At 65.9% G+C, this 14419-nt stretch carries 19 protein-coding genes; 9 read left to right on the plus strand and 10 right to left on the minus strand.

Annotation, left to right across the window (positions count from 1 at the left end; translation table 11 throughout):
• The first annotated feature begins 35 nt into the window (after positions 1-35).
• Positions 36-1376 (plus strand): metalloprotease PmbA, encoded by a 1341-nt coding sequence (pmbA, locus tag ACGTN6_RS12335; protein WP_394591928.1) that lies wholly within the window; start codon positions 36-38, stop codon positions 1374-1376.
• Positions 1377-1592: 216 nt separating this feature from the next.
• Here the strand turns inward: pmbA and ACGTN6_RS12340 are convergent, their stop codons facing one another.
• From ACGTN6_RS12340 to ACGTN6_RS12385, 10 genes are all read right to left on the minus strand, one after another.
• Entirely contained in the window at positions 1593-1862 is a 270-nt protein-coding gene (locus tag ACGTN6_RS12340) for an HPr family phosphocarrier protein (protein ID WP_394591930.1), read from the minus strand.
• Between the two features lie 4 nt (positions 1863-1866).
• Positions 1867-2769, minus strand: a complete 903-nt coding sequence (rapZ, locus tag ACGTN6_RS12345) for an RNase adapter RapZ (RefSeq protein ID WP_183389726.1) — start codon at positions 2767-2769, stop codon at positions 1867-1869.
• Between the two features lie 32 nt (positions 2770-2801).
• Entirely contained in the window at positions 2802-3287 is a 486-nt protein-coding gene (locus ACGTN6_RS12350; protein WP_394591933.1) for a PTS sugar transporter subunit IIA, read from the minus strand.
• A gap of 6 nt (positions 3288-3293) precedes the next feature.
• On the minus strand, positions 3294-3605 hold the full coding sequence (gene hpf, locus ACGTN6_RS12355; protein ID WP_183389724.1) for a ribosome hibernation-promoting factor, HPF/YfiA family: 312 nt from the start codon (positions 3603-3605) through the stop codon (positions 3294-3296).
• 112 nt (positions 3606-3717) lie between these two features.
• Positions 3718-5118 carry an RNA polymerase factor sigma-54 gene (locus tag ACGTN6_RS12360; protein ID WP_394591935.1) on the minus strand — a complete coding sequence of 467 codons (1401 nt, stop codon included), beginning with the start codon at positions 5116-5118 and terminating at the stop codon, positions 3718-3720.
• Positions 5119-5271: 153 nt separating this feature from the next.
• Positions 5272-5997, minus strand: coding sequence for an LPS export ABC transporter ATP-binding protein (lptB, locus tag ACGTN6_RS12365; RefSeq protein ID WP_394591937.1), 726 nt, complete (start codon positions 5995-5997; stop codon positions 5272-5274).
• A complete protein-coding gene (gene lptA / locus ACGTN6_RS12370; protein WP_394591939.1) occupies positions 5994-6524 on the minus strand; it encodes a lipopolysaccharide transport periplasmic protein LptA in 531 nt (176 codons plus the stop codon). Before lptA ends, lptB begins: the two co-directional genes overlap by 4 nt.
• Complete coding sequence (lptC, locus tag ACGTN6_RS12375; protein ID WP_394591941.1) at positions 6521-7105, minus strand: LPS export ABC transporter periplasmic protein LptC; 585 nt, start codon at positions 7103-7105, stop codon at positions 6521-6523. The genes lptA and lptC overlap by 4 nt, the downstream gene beginning before the upstream one ends.
• 4 nt (positions 7106-7109) lie before the next feature.
• Complete coding sequence (locus ACGTN6_RS12380; protein WP_394591943.1) at positions 7110-7667, minus strand: KdsC family phosphatase; 558 nt, start codon at positions 7665-7667, stop codon at positions 7110-7112.
• A gap of 14 nt (positions 7668-7681) precedes the next feature.
• Complete coding sequence (locus tag ACGTN6_RS12385; protein ID WP_394591945.1) at positions 7682-8668, minus strand: KpsF/GutQ family sugar-phosphate isomerase; 987 nt, start codon at positions 8666-8668, stop codon at positions 7682-7684.
• 234 nt (positions 8669-8902) lie between these two features.
• Between ACGTN6_RS12385 and ACGTN6_RS12390 the strand changes: the two genes are divergently transcribed.
• From ACGTN6_RS12390 to hisG, 8 genes are all read left to right on the plus strand, one after another.
• Positions 8903-9715, plus strand: coding sequence for an ATP-binding cassette domain-containing protein (locus tag ACGTN6_RS12390; protein WP_394591947.1), 813 nt, complete (start codon positions 8903-8905; stop codon positions 9713-9715).
• Positions 9712-10494: a lipid asymmetry maintenance ABC transporter permease subunit MlaE gene (mlaE, locus tag ACGTN6_RS12395; RefSeq protein WP_394591949.1), complete on the plus strand. Its 783-nt coding sequence runs from the start codon at positions 9712-9714 to the stop codon at positions 10492-10494. The genes ACGTN6_RS12390 and mlaE overlap by 4 nt, the downstream gene beginning before the upstream one ends.
• A 58-nt stretch (positions 10495-10552) precedes the next feature.
• Positions 10553-11017: an outer membrane lipid asymmetry maintenance protein MlaD gene (gene mlaD, locus ACGTN6_RS12400; RefSeq protein ID WP_394591951.1), complete on the plus strand. Its 465-nt coding sequence runs from the start codon at positions 10553-10555 to the stop codon at positions 11015-11017.
• 5 nt (positions 11018-11022) lie between these two features.
• The gene (locus ACGTN6_RS12405; protein ID WP_394591953.1) at positions 11023-11679 is read left to right on the plus strand and encodes an MlaC/ttg2D family ABC transporter substrate-binding protein; all 657 of its coding nucleotides are present in this window, start codon (positions 11023-11025) and stop codon (positions 11677-11679) included.
• Positions 11676-12014, plus strand: a complete 339-nt coding sequence (locus ACGTN6_RS12410; protein WP_394591955.1) for an STAS domain-containing protein — start codon at positions 11676-11678, stop codon at positions 12012-12014. Before ACGTN6_RS12405 ends, ACGTN6_RS12410 begins: the two co-directional genes overlap by 4 nt.
• Before the next feature lie 196 nt (positions 12015-12210).
• On the plus strand, positions 12211-12465 hold the full coding sequence (locus ACGTN6_RS12415) for a BolA family protein (RefSeq protein ID WP_394591957.1): 255 nt from the start codon (positions 12211-12213) through the stop codon (positions 12463-12465).
• Between the two features lie 13 nt (positions 12466-12478).
• Positions 12479-13741, plus strand: a complete 1263-nt coding sequence (gene murA, locus ACGTN6_RS12420) for a UDP-N-acetylglucosamine 1-carboxyvinyltransferase (RefSeq protein ID WP_394591958.1) — start codon at positions 12479-12481, stop codon at positions 13739-13741.
• A 19-nt stretch (positions 13742-13760) separates the two neighbouring features.
• Positions 13761-14414, plus strand: coding sequence for an ATP phosphoribosyltransferase (gene hisG / locus ACGTN6_RS12425; RefSeq protein ID WP_394591960.1), 654 nt, complete (start codon positions 13761-13763; stop codon positions 14412-14414).
• The last annotated feature ends 5 nt before the right edge of the window (positions 14415-14419 follow it).

The following is a 14419-nucleotide window of genomic DNA, read 5'->3' on the forward strand; positions in this document are numbered from 1 at the left end:
CGGCCTCTGGGCCGGTCGAGTGAGGAGTCAAGACGATGACACAGGCTTTCGATGCCGTCGCCCAGCAGTCGCTGCTGGAAACCCGCGCCGAGGCGGCCCTGGCGTTGGCCCGCCGGCTCGGTGCCGATGCCTGCGAGGTGGGCGCGAGCGTCGACCAGGGCATGGGCGTCAATGTGCGCGAGAGTGAGGTGGAAACCGTCGAGCTGTCACGGGATCAAGGTATCGCGGTGACCGTCTACGTCGGACAGCGCAAGGGGAGTGCCTCATCCACTGACGCCTCCGAGGCCTCGATCAAGGACGTGGTCGAGAAGGCCCTGGCAATCGCCCGCCACACCGGGGAGGATTCCGCTTCCGGGCTCGCTCCGGCCGAGCTGATGGCACGCGAGCTGCCGGACCTCGACGTCCACCATCCCTGGGCGCTTTCCACCGAGCAGGCGATCGATATTGCGCTAGCCTGCGAGGCCGCCGGCCGAGGCATGGCCGGCATCAAGAGCTCCGATGGTGCCGGGCTGTCCAGCGGCGAGGGCGTACGGGTCTATGCCAACAGCCACGGTTTCCTCGGCAGCCAGCGCGGCAGCCGCCACTCGCTGTCCTGCATGCTGATCGCCGAAGACGAGCATGGCATGCAGCGCGACTACGACTACACGAGCGCCCGCGATGCTCGCGAGCTGCTGGCCCCCGAGGCGGTGGGCGAGAGCGCCGCGCAGCGTACCTTGCGCCGTCTCGGCGCGCAGCGCCCGGCCACTGGTCGAATGCCGGTGCTGTTCGATCCGAGCCTGGCGTCGGGGTTGGTCGGCCACTTGCTCGGGGCCATCGCCGGCGGTGCGCTCTACCGGCAGTCCTCGTTTCTCTGCGACCGGCTAGGCGATACGCTATTTCCGGAGTGGTTCTCGCTGCAGGAGAAGCCGATGCTGATCGGGGGTATGGCAAGCAGCCCCTTCGACGGCGACGGCGTGCAAACCCGCGACAACGTCTTCATCAATCAGGGACAGCTGGTGAGCTACCTACTGTCCGCCTACAGCGCACGGCGGCTGGGCATGGATACCACCGGCAATGCCGGCGGCGCGCGCAACCTGCGTCTCACCGCACCGCTCGAGTCGCAGCAGGCACTGCTAGCGCGCATGGATCGCGGGGTTCTGGTCACGGAACTGATGGGGCAGGGCGTCAACGGCGTCACCGGTGATTACTCGCGTGGTGCGGCGGGCTTCTGGGTGGAGAACGGACGCATCCAACATCCGGTGGAGGAGTTCACCATTGCCGGCAACCTGGAAGCGATGTTCAAGGGATTGGTGGGAGTCGGTGACGATACCGATACCCGGGGCAGCATCCATACCGGCAGCTGGCTGATCGACGAGATGACGGTCGCGGGCGGGTAAGCCGGGCTTCGCCCGCTATAAGCCGGAAGATCGCCCGCTCCGCGGGCGTAAGCTGGAAGCTCGAAGAAAAACCGCCCCTAGGCACTTGCCATAGGGGCGGTTCGTTATACGCTGCCTTCCAGCTTCCAGCTTCCAGCTTCCAGCTTCCAGCTTCCAGCTTCCAGCTTCCAGCTTCCAGCTTCCAGCTTCCAGCTTCCAGCTTCCAGCTTCCAGCTCTCAGGCCTCTTCGTCGAAGCGTGCCTCGAACAGTTCTTCCAGCGCATCGAGCACTGCCTCGCCATCTTCTCCGTCGGCTTCCAGTGTCAGCTCGGTGCCGCAGGGGGCGGCGAGCATCAGCAGTGCCATGATGTTGGCTGCATCGGCTTGCTGCTCACCGTGGTAGACGGTGACTTGCGACACGAAGGGTTGGCAACACTGTACCAGGCGGGTGGCGGCGCGGGCGTGCAGGCCGCGCTTGTTGATCAGGGTCAGCTTGCGTCTGGGCACGTGACTAGCGGTCCTCGGCGTCGTCGTTCGGGGCGGGAAGGGTGAGTTGCAGGCTCAGCTCGCGGTGGCGGAGCCGCACGCCGGCATGAGTCGCGGCCAGACGGTGGGCCAGACGCTCGGCCAGGTAGGTGGAACGATGCTGTCCGCCGGTACAGCCGATCGCCACCGTCAGGTAGCTGCGCTGGCTGGCGCGATAGCGAGGCAACCAGCGTTCGACCCAGGCCAGGATGTCGTCGGCCATCTCGTCGACTATCGGATAGCCCTCGAGGAAGTCGATGACGCTGGCGTCGCGACCGGTGGCATCGCGCAGGCGCGGGTCCCAGTAGGGATTGGGCAGGCAGCGGGCATCGAACACGATGTCGGCATCCAGGGGCACGCCGCGCTTGAAGCCGAACGACTCCACTGTCAGCGTCAGGCCTTCGCGACGATGACCGGCGACCTGGTCGGTGATGCGACCGCGCAGATCGTGTACCGAGAGTCGTGAAGTATCAATCAAGAGGTCGGCAAGGTCGCGGATCTCGGTCAGCGCTTCCTCTTCTCTATCGATCGCTTCGGCCAGCGTCATCTCGCTGTCCCGGGTCAGGGGATGGCGGCGACGGGTAGCGGAATAGCGTTCCAGAAGAATCCGGGCGTCGGTGGTCAGGTAGATGACCTGGCAATGGATGTTGCGGGCGCGAACGTCCTCGAGCAGCGACGGAAATCGCTCCAGGGCGTGGGGCAGGTTGCGGGCGTCGATGCTTACCGCGATGGCGCTGCGCAGAGATTGGCCGCTGCTGAGTTCGTCTACCAGCGGGCCCAGCAGCATGGCCGGCAGGTTGTCGATGGCATAGAAGCCGAGATCTTCCAGGGCTTGCAGGGCAATCGACTTGCCGGAGCCGGAGCGTCCGCTGATGATGACGAGTTGCATGACGGATCTCCTGGTCGGGGCGGACGCGGGGCTCAGCTGCGCCCGTTGGCGGCCGGGGCCTGTCGTCGAATGGCCTCAAGAAGGCAGTCGTGGAGCGCTCGCTGACTGTCGGCCCGGCGTAGTGCGCTGCGAGTTTCGGCGTCGTTCATCACGCTGGCCACCTGGCCGAGCAGGGCGAGATGAGCATCATCGGCCTCTTCAGGGACCAACAGGACGAATACCAGGTCAACGGGCTCGCCGTCGATGGCATCGAAGTCGACCGGTTCGGCGAGCTTGAGAAAGCCGGCGATGGGGGCCTTGCAGTGCGGGTTGCGGGAATGGGGGATGGCGACCCCATGTCCAATACCGGTACTGCCGAGGCGCTCACGACCGATCAGCCGGCTGAAGACCTCCTGGCTGTCGAGGCTCGGAGTGTTCTGGGCAATGAAGGTGCTGAAGAATTCCAGCACCCTCTTCTTGCTTCCCCCGGGCACACCGAACAGGGTGCGCTCCGGGGGCAGGATGGCTTCGAGAGACATGGCAGCTCAGCGGACGCTTGCGGCGCCCTGGGCGCGGGCCTGGGTTTTTTCCTTGTGCTTGACCAACTGGCGGTCCAGCTTGTCGGCAAGGGCGTCGATGGCAGCGTACATGTCGCCGTCCATCGCCTCGGCGTGTAGATCGGCACCGGCGGCATGCAGGGTGCAGGCGGCCTGCTGACGTTCCTTTTCGACGGAGAGCGTGACCTGCACGGTGGTGATGTTGTCGTAATGGCGCTCGAGGCGCGTGAGCTTCTCCTGCACGTAGTCACGCAGGGGATCGGTCAGTTCCACATGGTGGCCGGTGAGGTTGACTTGCATGACACGCTCCTTGCTCCTTGGGTGGTGATCCGATTGTAACCCTTTTTGGTGCCGTGCAAACCCCCCGCGCCAGGCGCTTTTCCACGCCCTTCTGGGGAGTCTCCCCGTGGTATCAGCCGAGACGCTTTCGCCGGCTGGACGAGGGGATCTGCATTGCCTCGCGGTACTTGGCGACGGTACGCCTGGCCACCTCGATGCCTTCCTCGGCGAGCAGTTCGACCAGCTTGCTGTCGGACAGTGGCTTGCGCGACGGCTCGTCCTGGATCAGTTTGCGAATACGGGCGCGGATGGCGGTGCTGGAGTGGGCATCCTCGCCGTCTCCGACCTGGCTCGAGAAGAAATACTTGAGCTCGAATACGCCGCGCGGGGTATGGATGAACTTCTGGGTGGTCACTCGCGAGATGGTCGATTCGTGCATCTCCACCGCCTGGGCAATGTCGGCCAGGATAAGCGGCTTCATCGCCTCCTCGCCCTGTTCGAGGAAGTCGATCTGGCGGGTCATCACCTCGCGTCCGACCCTGAGCAGGGTGTCGTTGCGGCTGGTCAGGCTCTTGATCAGCCAGCGAGCCTCCTGGAGATGGTCCTTGAGGAACTGGTTGTCGTCGCTCTTGTCGGCGCGGCGGATCAGGGCGGCATAGTCGGGCTGGATACGCAGCCGCGGCATGGCCTCGGGGTTGAGTTCGATGCGCCAGCCCTGTGGCGTGTGGCGAGCGACCAGGTCGGGAATCACGTAGTCGTTGTCGTCGCCCGCATAGGCGCTGCCCGGTCGTGGATCGAGGCCGCGAATCAGGGTGATGACACGGTCGAGGGCGTCGTCGTCGAGCCCCAGGCGTCGCTTGAGCAGGCGACGATCGTTACCGGCCAGGGCCTCCAGGAATTGACGCACCAGACGCCTGGCCTGGGGAAGTAGTGGCGTGTCATCGGGTAGCGTGGCGAGCTGCAGCATCAGGCACTCGCGTAGATCCCGGGCAAAGACCCCGGTGGGCTCGAACTGCTGCAGGCGCATCAGCACCGCTTCTACCTCGCGGGTGGCGAGCCCTGCCAGGCCCTGGGCACGCAGGCCGTCACGCAGCTCGTCCAGCGGCTGATCCAGATAGCCGTCGGCGTTGACCGCGTCGATCAGGCTCTCGGCGATGCGTGTCTCGCGCTCATCGAGGTCGCTCATGGCCAACTGCCAGCCGAGATGGCTTTGCAGGCTCTGGCCGGCGGCCTGACGCTCGAAGTCGGGGGCTTCGCCGCTGCCGCCGGCATCCTGGAAGGTGTCCGACCAGTCGCTGTCCACGGAGAGTTCCGCGGGAATCTCGTCGGACCAGTCGTCTTCCGGGGTCTCGCCGACCGCCTGTTCGCCGAAATCGTCCTCGAGCTCCAGCATGGGATTGGCTTCCAGCGCCTGCTGGATTTCCTGACGGAGGTCGAGGGTCGAGAGCTGCAACAGGCCGATCGCTTGTTGCAGCTGGGGCGTCATGGTCAGTTGGGTGCCGACGCGCAGTTGCAGGGATGCCTTCATGGCCATGGATGGTTCCACTCCTCCGGCGAAGAGTTTCCTACCCTAGTGCCCCGGATGGCGCCATGCAAGTGTTGATGAAGCAATTAGCATGCCAATGGCAATTGGCATGCCCGTCGTCGCTTGGCGACGCTATATCAGTGACTTGCGAAGCTGTTGAGCTTAGAGTCGGAAGTCCTGGCCGAGGTAGACGTCGCGTACGCGCTGGTTGGCCAGGATCTGTTCGGTGTCGCCCTTGGCGATGATCTGGCCGTCGCCGACGATGTAGGCGCCGTCGCAGATGTCCAGTGTCTCGCGGACGTTGTGATCGGTGATCAGCACCCCGATCTCACGGGCCTTGAGCTGGCGAATGATGCCCTTGATCTCGCCTACCGAGATGGGGTCGACGCCGGCGAAGGGCTCGTCGAGCAGGATGAAGTCAGGTTCGGTGGCCAGGGCTCGGGCGATCTCCACCCGTCGCCGCTCGCCGCCGGACAGGCTCATGCCCAGGTTGTCGCGAATATGGGTGACGTGGAAGTCCTCGAGCAGTTGTTCGAGGCGTTCGCGGCGCTGGGGACGGCCGAGATCGCGGCGGGTTTCGAGGATCGCCATGATGTTGTCGGCAACCGACAGTTTGCGGAAGATCGAGGCTTCCTGGGGCAGGTAGCCGATACCGGCTCGTGCCCGCTCGTGCATGGCGCTGCCCGAGAGGTCGTGGTCGTCGATGGAGACCTGCCCCGCGTCGGCCCGTACCAGGCCGACGATCATGTAGAAGGAGGTGGTCTTGCCGGCGCCGTTGGGGCCCAGCAGGCCGACGATGTGACCCTGGCGGATCTCCAGGCTGATGTCATGGACCACGCGGCGACGCTTGTAGCTCTTGGCCAGATGATGGGCGCTCAGGGTCTTCATTGGCCGTCCTGCTGTTCCGGCTCCAGGGTCATGCGCACTCGCTGGCGCTCGTCGACGCCCTCGGCATCGGCGCGGGCCTGAACGACCCGGCGGTCGAGGAAGTACTCCAGGTAGCCGCCGTCGAAGGTGTCCCCGCCCTGGTGAAGCTCGGCCTGGTCGATCAATTCGATGCGGCGTTCGGCCACGTGGTAGACCACCGTGCGCCCCCAGGCCCGGACCAGTGGCTGGTCGGGGGCGGGCTTCTGCTCCAGGTAGGCGCGCTGGCCGGTGGCGGTGGCGGAAGTCAGCTGGCCGGCGGCGTTGCGCTGGATCTCGACGCGATCGCCGGTCAACTGCATGCTGCCTTGCTGAATGTTCACGTCGCCCTGATAGACGGCGGTGCCGGCCCGGTCGTCGAGGTCCAGGCGATCGGCTTCTACCTGGATGGGGGCGCTGGCATCGCCCTCGAGGGCCTGTGCCGCAGAAGTGGCCAGCGTGGTGGCAAGTAGCGTCAGGACCAGCAGCGAAGCGAAAGGCGGTCGCGTCATGGCTCGGGATCCTCCTGGATGTCCGGCGGGTGGTGGCCGCGCACATTGTCGGTCAGTCGGGCGCGGTTGTCATCGAGCCAGGCGTCGAAGCGCTCGCCGCGCATCCACTGGGGAGGCTGGCTCAGCCGCGCCGGGGTATCGCTCCAGGCGTGTCCGGCATCGGCGTCGTAGTGAAGACGTTCGGTCTCGAGTCGCCAGCGTTCCTCGGGAGCGGTCAGACGGACCTGCCCCTCCAGGATCAGCGGATTGCCACCAGCATCTAGGCGTCCACGCTCGGCCGCTGCCAGCCACAGGCGGCCAGCGTCGTCGTGCAGTCGGGCGTCCGGGGTGACCAGGCGGGTGACGTCGTCAGAGGGGGTGTGGACCAGGCGCGGCGTCGTCAACTGCTGATGGGGGCGGCCCTGGACATCGAAGCGCGTCAGGTGAACGTCCTCCAGGTAGTAGTCGGGCTCGCCAGCCTCGTCCTGGGGCACCGGGCCGCGGGGAGGTTCCGGACGCTGGTCGAGCAGCGCCAGGCCACCGCCCAGGGCGAGCAGCAGCAGGAACAGCCAGGTGCGGAAACCGGGGCGAGGCAGGCGCATTGCCTCAGGCCTGGCCGTGGAGATAGGTGTCGAGCACGGCGTCCCAGTGGCCCTGGGTCTGCAGCAGGGTATCGCAGATTTCGCGCACGGCGCCGAAACCGCCTTCGCGCCCGGTGACCCAGTCGGCCTGCTGGCGAATGTAGCTCGGCGCGCCGGGGACGCTGATGCCGACGCCGGCCTGGCGGATGGCAGCCACGTCGGGCATGTCGTCGCCGCAATAGGCGGTCTGGGCGAGGGTCAGTCCGAGCCGTTGGCACAGCTGGCGAAGCACCGGCAGCTTATGCTCTACGCCCTGATGGAGATGCTGGATTCCCAGTGCGGCGGCCCGCCGGCTGACCATCGGGGAGTCGCGGCCGGTGATCAGCGCCACCTGGATGCCGGCGCGCTGCACCAGCTTGATGCCATGGCCGTCCAGGGTATGGAAGGCCTTGATCTCGCCGCCGTCGGACTGGAAGTAGAGGCGGCCGTCGGTCAGCACGCCGTCCACGTCCATGGCCAGCAGCCGCACGTGGCGCAGTCGGTCGACCAGTTGCGGGTCCATCAAAGGGGCGTCGAGGGTCATGGGGTCTCCTTGGGTCAGATCACGCCGCTGGCCAGCAGGTCGTGCATGTGCAGAGCACCCACCGGGTGGCCGTCTTCATCCACTACGGCCAGGGCGGTGATGCGGTTGTCTTCCATGAGGCGAACCGCCTCGGCGGCGAGAGTGTCGGGTGAGACTCGCTTGCCGGGGATGGTCATGACCTGGTCCACCGTCAGTTCGGACAGGTCGCTGTGCTGGTCCAGGGTGCGACGCAGGTCGCCGTCGGTGTAGACGCCCGCCAGGCGCCCCGATGGGGCGATCACGCAGGTGAAGCCGAGGCCTTGACGAGTGATCTCCAGCAGGGCATCGCGCAGCGGGCTGCCGAGGGCGACGCGTGGCAGGCGGTCGCCCTGGTGCATCAGGTCCGAGACCCTCAGCAACAGGCGCTTGCCAAGGCTGCCGCCGGGGTGCGATAGGGCGAAGTCTTCGGCGGTGAAGCCGCGACACTCCAGCAGCGCCACGGCCAGGGCGTCGCCCAGGGCCAGGGCCGCCGTGGTAGAGGAGGTAGGCGCCAGGTCAAGCGGGCATGCTTCGCGCTCGACACCGGCATCCAGGTGGGCCTCGGCGTGGCGGGCCAGCGTCGAGCCCGCGCGCCCGGTCATGCTGATCAATGGGGTGCCGAGGCGCTTGAGCAGCGGTAGCAGGGCGGTGACTTCGGCGGTCTCGCCGGAATTGGACAGCGCCAGCACCACGTCGCCTCGGGTGATCATGCCCAGATCGCCGTGGCTGGCTTCGCCGGGATGTACGAAGAAGGCCGGGGTGCCGGTGCTGGCGAGGGTGGCGGCGATCTTGCCGCCGACATGGCCGGACTTGCCCATGCCGGTGACCACGACTCGGCCGCGGCAAGCCAGGATCAGTTCGCAGGCGCGCTCGAAGTCGCCGTCCAGGCGTTCGATGAGCGCACCGATGGCTTGTTGCTCCAGCCGCAGGGTGCGTTCGGCGCTGGCCAGCAGGACGCTGGAGGAGGGGAGTTCGTCTGTCATGGCAGTGATTGTTGCCTGTTGCTGGGCTGGGCTCAAGGGGCGGGTAGACATGGGGCGTGCCGGTGGCTGCGATCGGATCGGCGAGATTTCCGCCCGGTCGAGATGGTGGCGATGATGAAACGGCGACTATTGAACCCGTTGCGCGCCTCTGACGCAAGCCGGCATGGCGTGGCGCTGGCGCCGTGACGCCCGGTTAGGATACGATGTTCGATAATCTCGGAGGAATACCAACGGATGACCGATTCCCCCCTCATTGAAGTGGAGGGCCTGCGCTTCGCCCGCGGAGAGACGGAAATCTTCCGCGGCCTCGACATGGTGGTGCCGCGTGGCAAGATCACCGCCATCATGGGGCCCAGTGGTACCGGCAAGACGACCCTGCTCAAGTTGATCGGTGGGCAGCTCACTCCCGATGCGGGACGTGTGTGGATCGCCGGAGAGGAAGTGCATGCATTGTCGCGCAAGGCGCTGTTCCGACTGCGTCGACGGATGGGCATGCTGTTCCAGAGCGGGGCGTTGTTCTCGGATCTCGATGTGTTCGAAAACGTGGCTTTTCCGCTGCGCGTGCATACCGATCTGCCCGAGTCGATGATCCGCGACCTGGTGTTGATGAAGCTCCAGGCGGTGGGCCTGCGCGGTGCACGCACGCTGATGCCATCGGAGCTCTCCGGCGGCATGGCGCGGCGCGTGGCCCTGGCGCGGGCGATCGCCCTCGATCCGGAACTGATCCTCTACGACGAGCCTTTCGTTGGTCAGGATCCCATCTCCATGGGCGTGCTGGTTCAGCTGATCCGGCGCCTCAACGACGCGCTCGGGCTGACCGCCGTGGTGGTGTCTCATGACATCAAGGAGACGCTGTCCATCGCCGACTATGTCTATGTGATTGCCGACGGCCGGGTGATGGCCCAGGGGACGCCGCAGGGGCTCGACGTGGATCGCGACCCGCGAGTCAGCCAGTTCATCCATGGCGAGCCGGATGGCCCGGTGCCTTTTCACTATCCCGCCATGGACTTCTATGACGACCTGCTGGGCACGGGAGGGCCACGATGATCGCTCTGCTCCAGCGCCTGGGGCGCATGGGCTGCAACGTCACCGAGGGGCTTGGCCAGGCGGCCATCCTGCTCGTCCAGTCGGCCGTCGGCGTGCCCAGCGCCGAAGGGGTGCGGCTGTGGCTGCGCCAGATGCATTTTGTGGGCGTGATGTCGTTGGCCATCGTGCTGGTTTCGGGCCTGTTCATCGGCATGGTGCTGGGGCTGCAGGGCTATACCATTCTGGTTGATTTCGGTGCCGAGGATGCGCTGGGCCAGATGGTCGCGCTGTCGCTGTTGCGCGAGTTGGCACCGGTGGTGGCGGCGCTGCTGTTCGCCGGCCGTGCCGGGTCGGCGCTGACCGCCGAGATCGGCTTGATGAAGGCCACCGAGCAGCTCACCAGCATGGAAATGATCGGTGTCGACCCGCTGCGTCGGGTGGTCGCACCGCGCCTCTGGGCGGGCTTCGTGGCTCTGCCGCTGTTGACCATCGGCTTCGGCGTGATCGGCATCTGGGGCGGCGAGCTGGTGGGAGTGAAGTGGCTGGGTGTCTTCGAAGGCTCTTACTGGGGCAACATGCAGGCCAGCGTGGATTTTGCCGATGACGTGCTCAACGGCCTGATCAAGAGCCTGGTGTTCGCACTGGTGGCGACCTGGATTGCGGTCTACCAGGGCTATGCCTTGGTGCCGACCTCGGAAGGCATCGCTCGGGCCACGACCCGTACTGTGGTGTACGCCTCGCTGGCGGTGCTGGGCCTGGACTTCGTGCTGACCGCCCTGATGTTCGGTGGACTTTCCTGAGCAGCGAACAGGGTAACGTCGGCGGCTGCGGGCCGTCGTGGACTTGTGGAGACATGGAATGAAACGCAGCAAGACGATGGAGCTAGGAGTTGGCCTGTTCATGCTGGCCGGCATCCTGGGGCTGCTGTTCCTCGCCTTGAGGGTCAGCGGTTTGAGCCTCGAGCCTCCCGGCGGTGACTTTCGCCTGGAGGCCAACTTCGCCAATGTGGGAGGGCTCAAGCCCCGGGCCCGAGTCACCATGGCCGGGGTTACCGTAGGGCGGGTCGAGAGTATCGAGCTCGACCCGGAATGGTATGACGCCCGAGTGGTCATGAGGCTGGACGCCGACCTGGAAGAAGCGCTGCCCGAGGACAGCACCGCGGCGATTCTCACCTCGGGGCTGCTCGGCGAGCAGTATGTGGGGCTGTCGGTAGGCGGCGCGCCCGAGATGCTGGCCGATGGCGATCGTATCCGCGACACCCAGTCCGCCCTGGTGCTGGAGGAGTTGATCCAGCAATTCGTGTCCAACATGGTCAAGGAGTGAAGACGATGAGAGCGACGACGCTATTCCCCCGCCTGGCCGGGATCCTGACGATCCTGGCCCTTTGGGCGACGGCACTGCCGGCACTGGCTCAGGCACAGTCGCCCGAGCAAATGATTCGCGACAGCGTCAACCAATTGATGGGGCGCATCGAAGGTCGTGATACTTATTTCAGAGAGCACCCCGACGAGCTCGAGGTGATCGTTGATGAAAGCCTTGCGGACGTGGCCGATTTTCGCTACATCGGCGCCAGCGTCATGGGGCGCTATTTCCGCAATGCCACCCCCGCGCAGCGTTCGCGTTTCGTCGACACCTTCCGTCAGACGCTGATCGATACTTATGCCAAAGGGCTGGTGACGTTCGACTATCAAGAGGTGCGCGTACTCGACAACCAGGAAGCCTCGCGCTACGAGGACCAGGCCAGCGTGGCCATGGAAGTGGTAGCCAACGACGGCACCGTCTATCCGGTGAGCTATACCCTACGCCTGGATGACGGGCAGTGGCGGGTGGTCAACGTCATCGTCAACGGCATCAATCTGGGGCTGACCTTCCGCAATCAGTTCGACGAGGCCATGCGTGATCGGAATCGCGACTACGACGCCGTGATAGACGGCTGGGCCCCGGAACTTGCCGTCGAGGAGCTGGAGCAGGGCGGCGAGGGATGAGCCTGTTGCTGGAGAACGGCACCAATCGCCTGGAGGCCGAGGGCACAGTGCTGGCGGTGTCCGGCGAAGTCGACTTCGACGGCGCTGCGGAGATGGCTGCGGCCGGTAGGCGCTGGCTGGCTGAGTGCTCGCCGGGCAGCCAGGTGATCTTCGATCTTGGCGGGGTTGATCGGGTGAGCAGCGCGGCGATCAGCGTGCTGCTGGAATGGACGCGTCAAAGCCGGGCGAGTCAGCTCGAACTCGAGGCGGTTCGGCTCTCCATGCCGCTGGCCCGCCTGACCCAGGTGGCCGGCCTCGACAGCCTACTGCCGGTGGAAGTGCCGGCCGAAGCCTAGCGCGTGCGGCGCGAGGGGGTGTCCCTCGTGCACCCTTCACCACACGCACGTCGCCAACGCGCACGTCGCCAACGCGCACGTCGCCAACGCGCACGTCGCCAACGGCGTCGCTTTTCATTACCATGGTCGGCCTGTTCGTCCCGCCATCGCAGTGCGGTGGCGCTTTCACGGATCAACCAATTCAAGCGAGGGTTCGATGCATCCCACAGAGGTCAAGGCGCTGCTCGAGAGCCGACTCGATGGCTGCGAATTCCATATCCAGGGTGAGGGCTGCGACTTCCAGGTGGTCGCCGTCGGCGAGGTCTTCGAAGGACTGTCCCGGGTCAAGCGCCAGCAGTTGATCTATGGCGCGCTGTCCGACGAGATCGCTTCCGGCGCGCTGCATGCCGTGACCATCAAGACCTACACCCCCGAACAGTGGCAGAGCGCCGCCGAGAATCAGGGGGTCTGAGGCCCGAGGCATCATGGACAAGTTGATCATTACCGGCAATGGCCCCGTCGATGGCGAAGTCTGGGCCAGCGGTGCCAAGAACGCCGCCCTGCCGATTCTCTGCGCCACCCTGCTGGCCGACGAGCCGGTGACCATCGGCAACCTGCCGCACCTGCAGGACATCACCACGACGCTGGAACTGCTAGGCCACATGGGCGTGCAGCCGGTGATGGGCGAGCGCATGAGTATCCAGCTCAACGGCGCTCAGGTGACGGACTGTCACGCCCCCTACGAGCTGGTCAAAAAGATGCGTGCCTCGATACTGGTGCTTGGCCCGTTGCTGGCGCATTTCGGTCAGGCCGACGTGTCGCTGCCCGGCGGCTGTGCCATTGGCTCCCGGCCGGTCGATCTGCATATCCGCGGCCTCGAGGCCATGGGCGCCGACATCCGCGTTGAAGGCGGTTACATCCGTGCCCGCGTCGACGGTCGCCTCAAGGGGGCAACCATCTTCTTCGACACCGTCACCGTCACCGGCACCGAGAATCTGCTGATGGCCGCGGCGCTGGCCGATGGCACCACGGTTCTGGAGAATGCCGCCCGCGAGCCGGAAGTGGTCGACCTGGCCGAGTGCCTGATCAAGATGGGCGCGCGGATCCGTGGCCACGGCAGCGACACTATCGTGGTCGAGGGCGTCGAGCGGTTGCACGGCGCCGAGCATGACGTGATGCCTGATCGCATCGAGACCGGCACCTTCCTGGTGGCCGCGGCGCTGTCGCGAGGCAAGGTGAAGGTGCGCAACACCCGCGCCGACATCCTCGAGGCGGTGTTGGCCAAGTTGGAGGAGGCCGGTGCCAGCGTGACCACCGGCGAGGGCTGGATCGCGCTGGACATGCATGGCCAGCGTCCGAAGGCAGTCAACGTGCGTACCGCGCCCTATCCGGCCTTTCCTACCGACATGCAGGCCCAGTTCGTGGCCCTGAATGCCGTAGCGGAAGGCACCGCTCGGGTGGTCGAGACCATCTTCGAGAACCGCTTCATGCACGTTCAGGAGCTCAATCGCATGGGTGCCCGCATCGCGCTGGAGGGCAACACCGCGGTGATTACCGGGGTCGAGAGCCTGTCCGGGGCGCCGGTCATGGCCACCGACCTGCGCGCCTCGGCGTCGCTGGTGATCGCGGCGATGATGGCCGAAGGCGAGACCCTGGTCGATCGGATCTATCACATCGATCGCGGCTACGAGTGCATCGAGGAAAAACTGCAGCTGCTGGGGGCCAAGATACGGCGCATTCCGGGCTGAGCCGACAACAGGCGAGACCATGAGCAAGCAACTGATTCTGGCCCTCTCCAAGGGCCGTATTCTCGACGAGACCTTGCCGCTGCTGGCCGAGGCCGGCATCACCCCCGCCGAAGATCTGGGGGCCAGCCGCAAGCTGCTGTTCGACACCAACCTGCCGGACGTCAAGTTGGTAGTGATCCGCGCCACCGACGTGCCCACCTACGTTCAGCTCGGCGCGGCCGATGTGGGCGTGGCCGGCAAGGATGTGCTGCTCGAGCACGGTGCCGAGGGACTCTACGAGCCGCTGGACCTGGAGATCGCCGGCTGCAAGCTGATGACGGCAGGGGTGAGCGGCGCCGAGCCGGCCCACGCACGTCGGCGGGTAGCCACCAAGTTCGTCAACGTCGCCAAGCGCTACTATGCCGAGCAGGGCATCCAGGCCGAGGTCATCAAGCTCTACGGCGCCATGGAGCTGGCACCGCTGATGAACCTGGCCGACGAGATCGTCGACATCGTCGATACCGGCAACACCCTGCGCGCCAACGGTATGGAACCGCGCGAACTGATCGCGCCGATCACCACCCGGCTGGTGGTCAACAAGGCGGCCATGACCATGAAGCACGAGCGTCTCAAGCCGCTGATCGCCCGCCTTCGCGAGGCGGTGGAGGGGCGTCGCAGCGAGGCGCTGGCCTGAACGGC

Source organism: Halomonas sp. B23F22_20, from assembly GCF_043496985.1.
Classification (GTDB): Bacteria; Pseudomonadota; Gammaproteobacteria; order Pseudomonadales; family Halomonadaceae; genus Halomonas.

What these genes read in the sequence shown, in the direction of transcription:
- ACGTN6_RS12380 (WP_394591943.1), bottom strand. Translation starts at nt 7,667, where the DNA reads ATGACCCTCGACGCCCCTTTGATGGACCCGCAACTGGTCGACCGACTG.
- ACGTN6_RS12405 (WP_394591953.1), top strand. Translation starts at nt 11,023, where the DNA reads ATGAGAGCGACGACGCTATTCCCCCGCCTGGCCGGGATCCTGACGATC.
- hpf (WP_183389724.1), bottom strand. Translation starts at nt 3,605, where the DNA reads ATGCAAGTCAACCTCACCGGCCACCATGTGGAACTGACCGATCCCCTG.
- ACGTN6_RS12385 (WP_394591945.1), bottom strand. Translation starts at nt 8,668, where the DNA reads ATGACAGACGAACTCCCCTCCTCCAGCGTCCTGCTGGCCAGCGCCGAA.
- murA (WP_394591958.1), top strand. Translation starts at nt 12,479, where the DNA reads ATGGACAAGTTGATCATTACCGGCAATGGCCCCGTCGATGGCGAAGTC.
- hisG (WP_394591960.1), top strand. Translation starts at nt 13,761, where the DNA reads ATGAGCAAGCAACTGATTCTGGCCCTCTCCAAGGGCCGTATTCTCGAC.
- ACGTN6_RS12410 (WP_394591955.1), top strand. Translation starts at nt 11,676, where the DNA reads ATGAGCCTGTTGCTGGAGAACGGCACCAATCGCCTGGAGGCCGAGGGC.
- lptB (WP_394591937.1), bottom strand. Translation starts at nt 5,997, where the DNA reads ATGAAGACCCTGAGCGCCCATCATCTGGCCAAGAGCTACAAGCGTCGC.
- ACGTN6_RS12415 (WP_394591957.1), top strand. Translation starts at nt 12,211, where the DNA reads ATGCATCCCACAGAGGTCAAGGCGCTGCTCGAGAGCCGACTCGATGGC.
- ACGTN6_RS12350 (WP_394591933.1), bottom strand. Translation starts at nt 3,287, where the DNA reads ATGTCTCTCGAAGCCATCCTGCCCCCGGAGCGCACCCTGTTCGGTGTG.
- mlaE (WP_394591949.1), top strand. Translation starts at nt 9,712, where the DNA reads ATGATCGCTCTGCTCCAGCGCCTGGGGCGCATGGGCTGCAACGTCACC.
- ACGTN6_RS12360 (WP_394591935.1), bottom strand. Translation starts at nt 5,118, where the DNA reads ATGGCCATGAAGGCATCCCTGCAACTGCGCGTCGGCACCCAACTGACC.
- lptA (WP_394591939.1), bottom strand. Translation starts at nt 6,524, where the DNA reads ATGACGCGACCGCCTTTCGCTTCGCTGCTGGTCCTGACGCTACTTGCC.
- rapZ (WP_183389726.1), bottom strand. Translation starts at nt 2,769, where the DNA reads ATGCAACTCGTCATCATCAGCGGACGCTCCGGCTCCGGCAAGTCGATT.
- mlaD (WP_394591951.1), top strand. Translation starts at nt 10,553, where the DNA reads ATGAAACGCAGCAAGACGATGGAGCTAGGAGTTGGCCTGTTCATGCTG.
- ACGTN6_RS12390 (WP_394591947.1), top strand. Translation starts at nt 8,903, where the DNA reads ATGACCGATTCCCCCCTCATTGAAGTGGAGGGCCTGCGCTTCGCCCGC.
- pmbA (WP_394591928.1), top strand. Translation starts at nt 36, where the DNA reads ATGACACAGGCTTTCGATGCCGTCGCCCAGCAGTCGCTGCTGGAAACC.
- lptC (WP_394591941.1), bottom strand. Translation starts at nt 7,105, where the DNA reads ATGCGCCTGCCTCGCCCCGGTTTCCGCACCTGGCTGTTCCTGCTGCTG.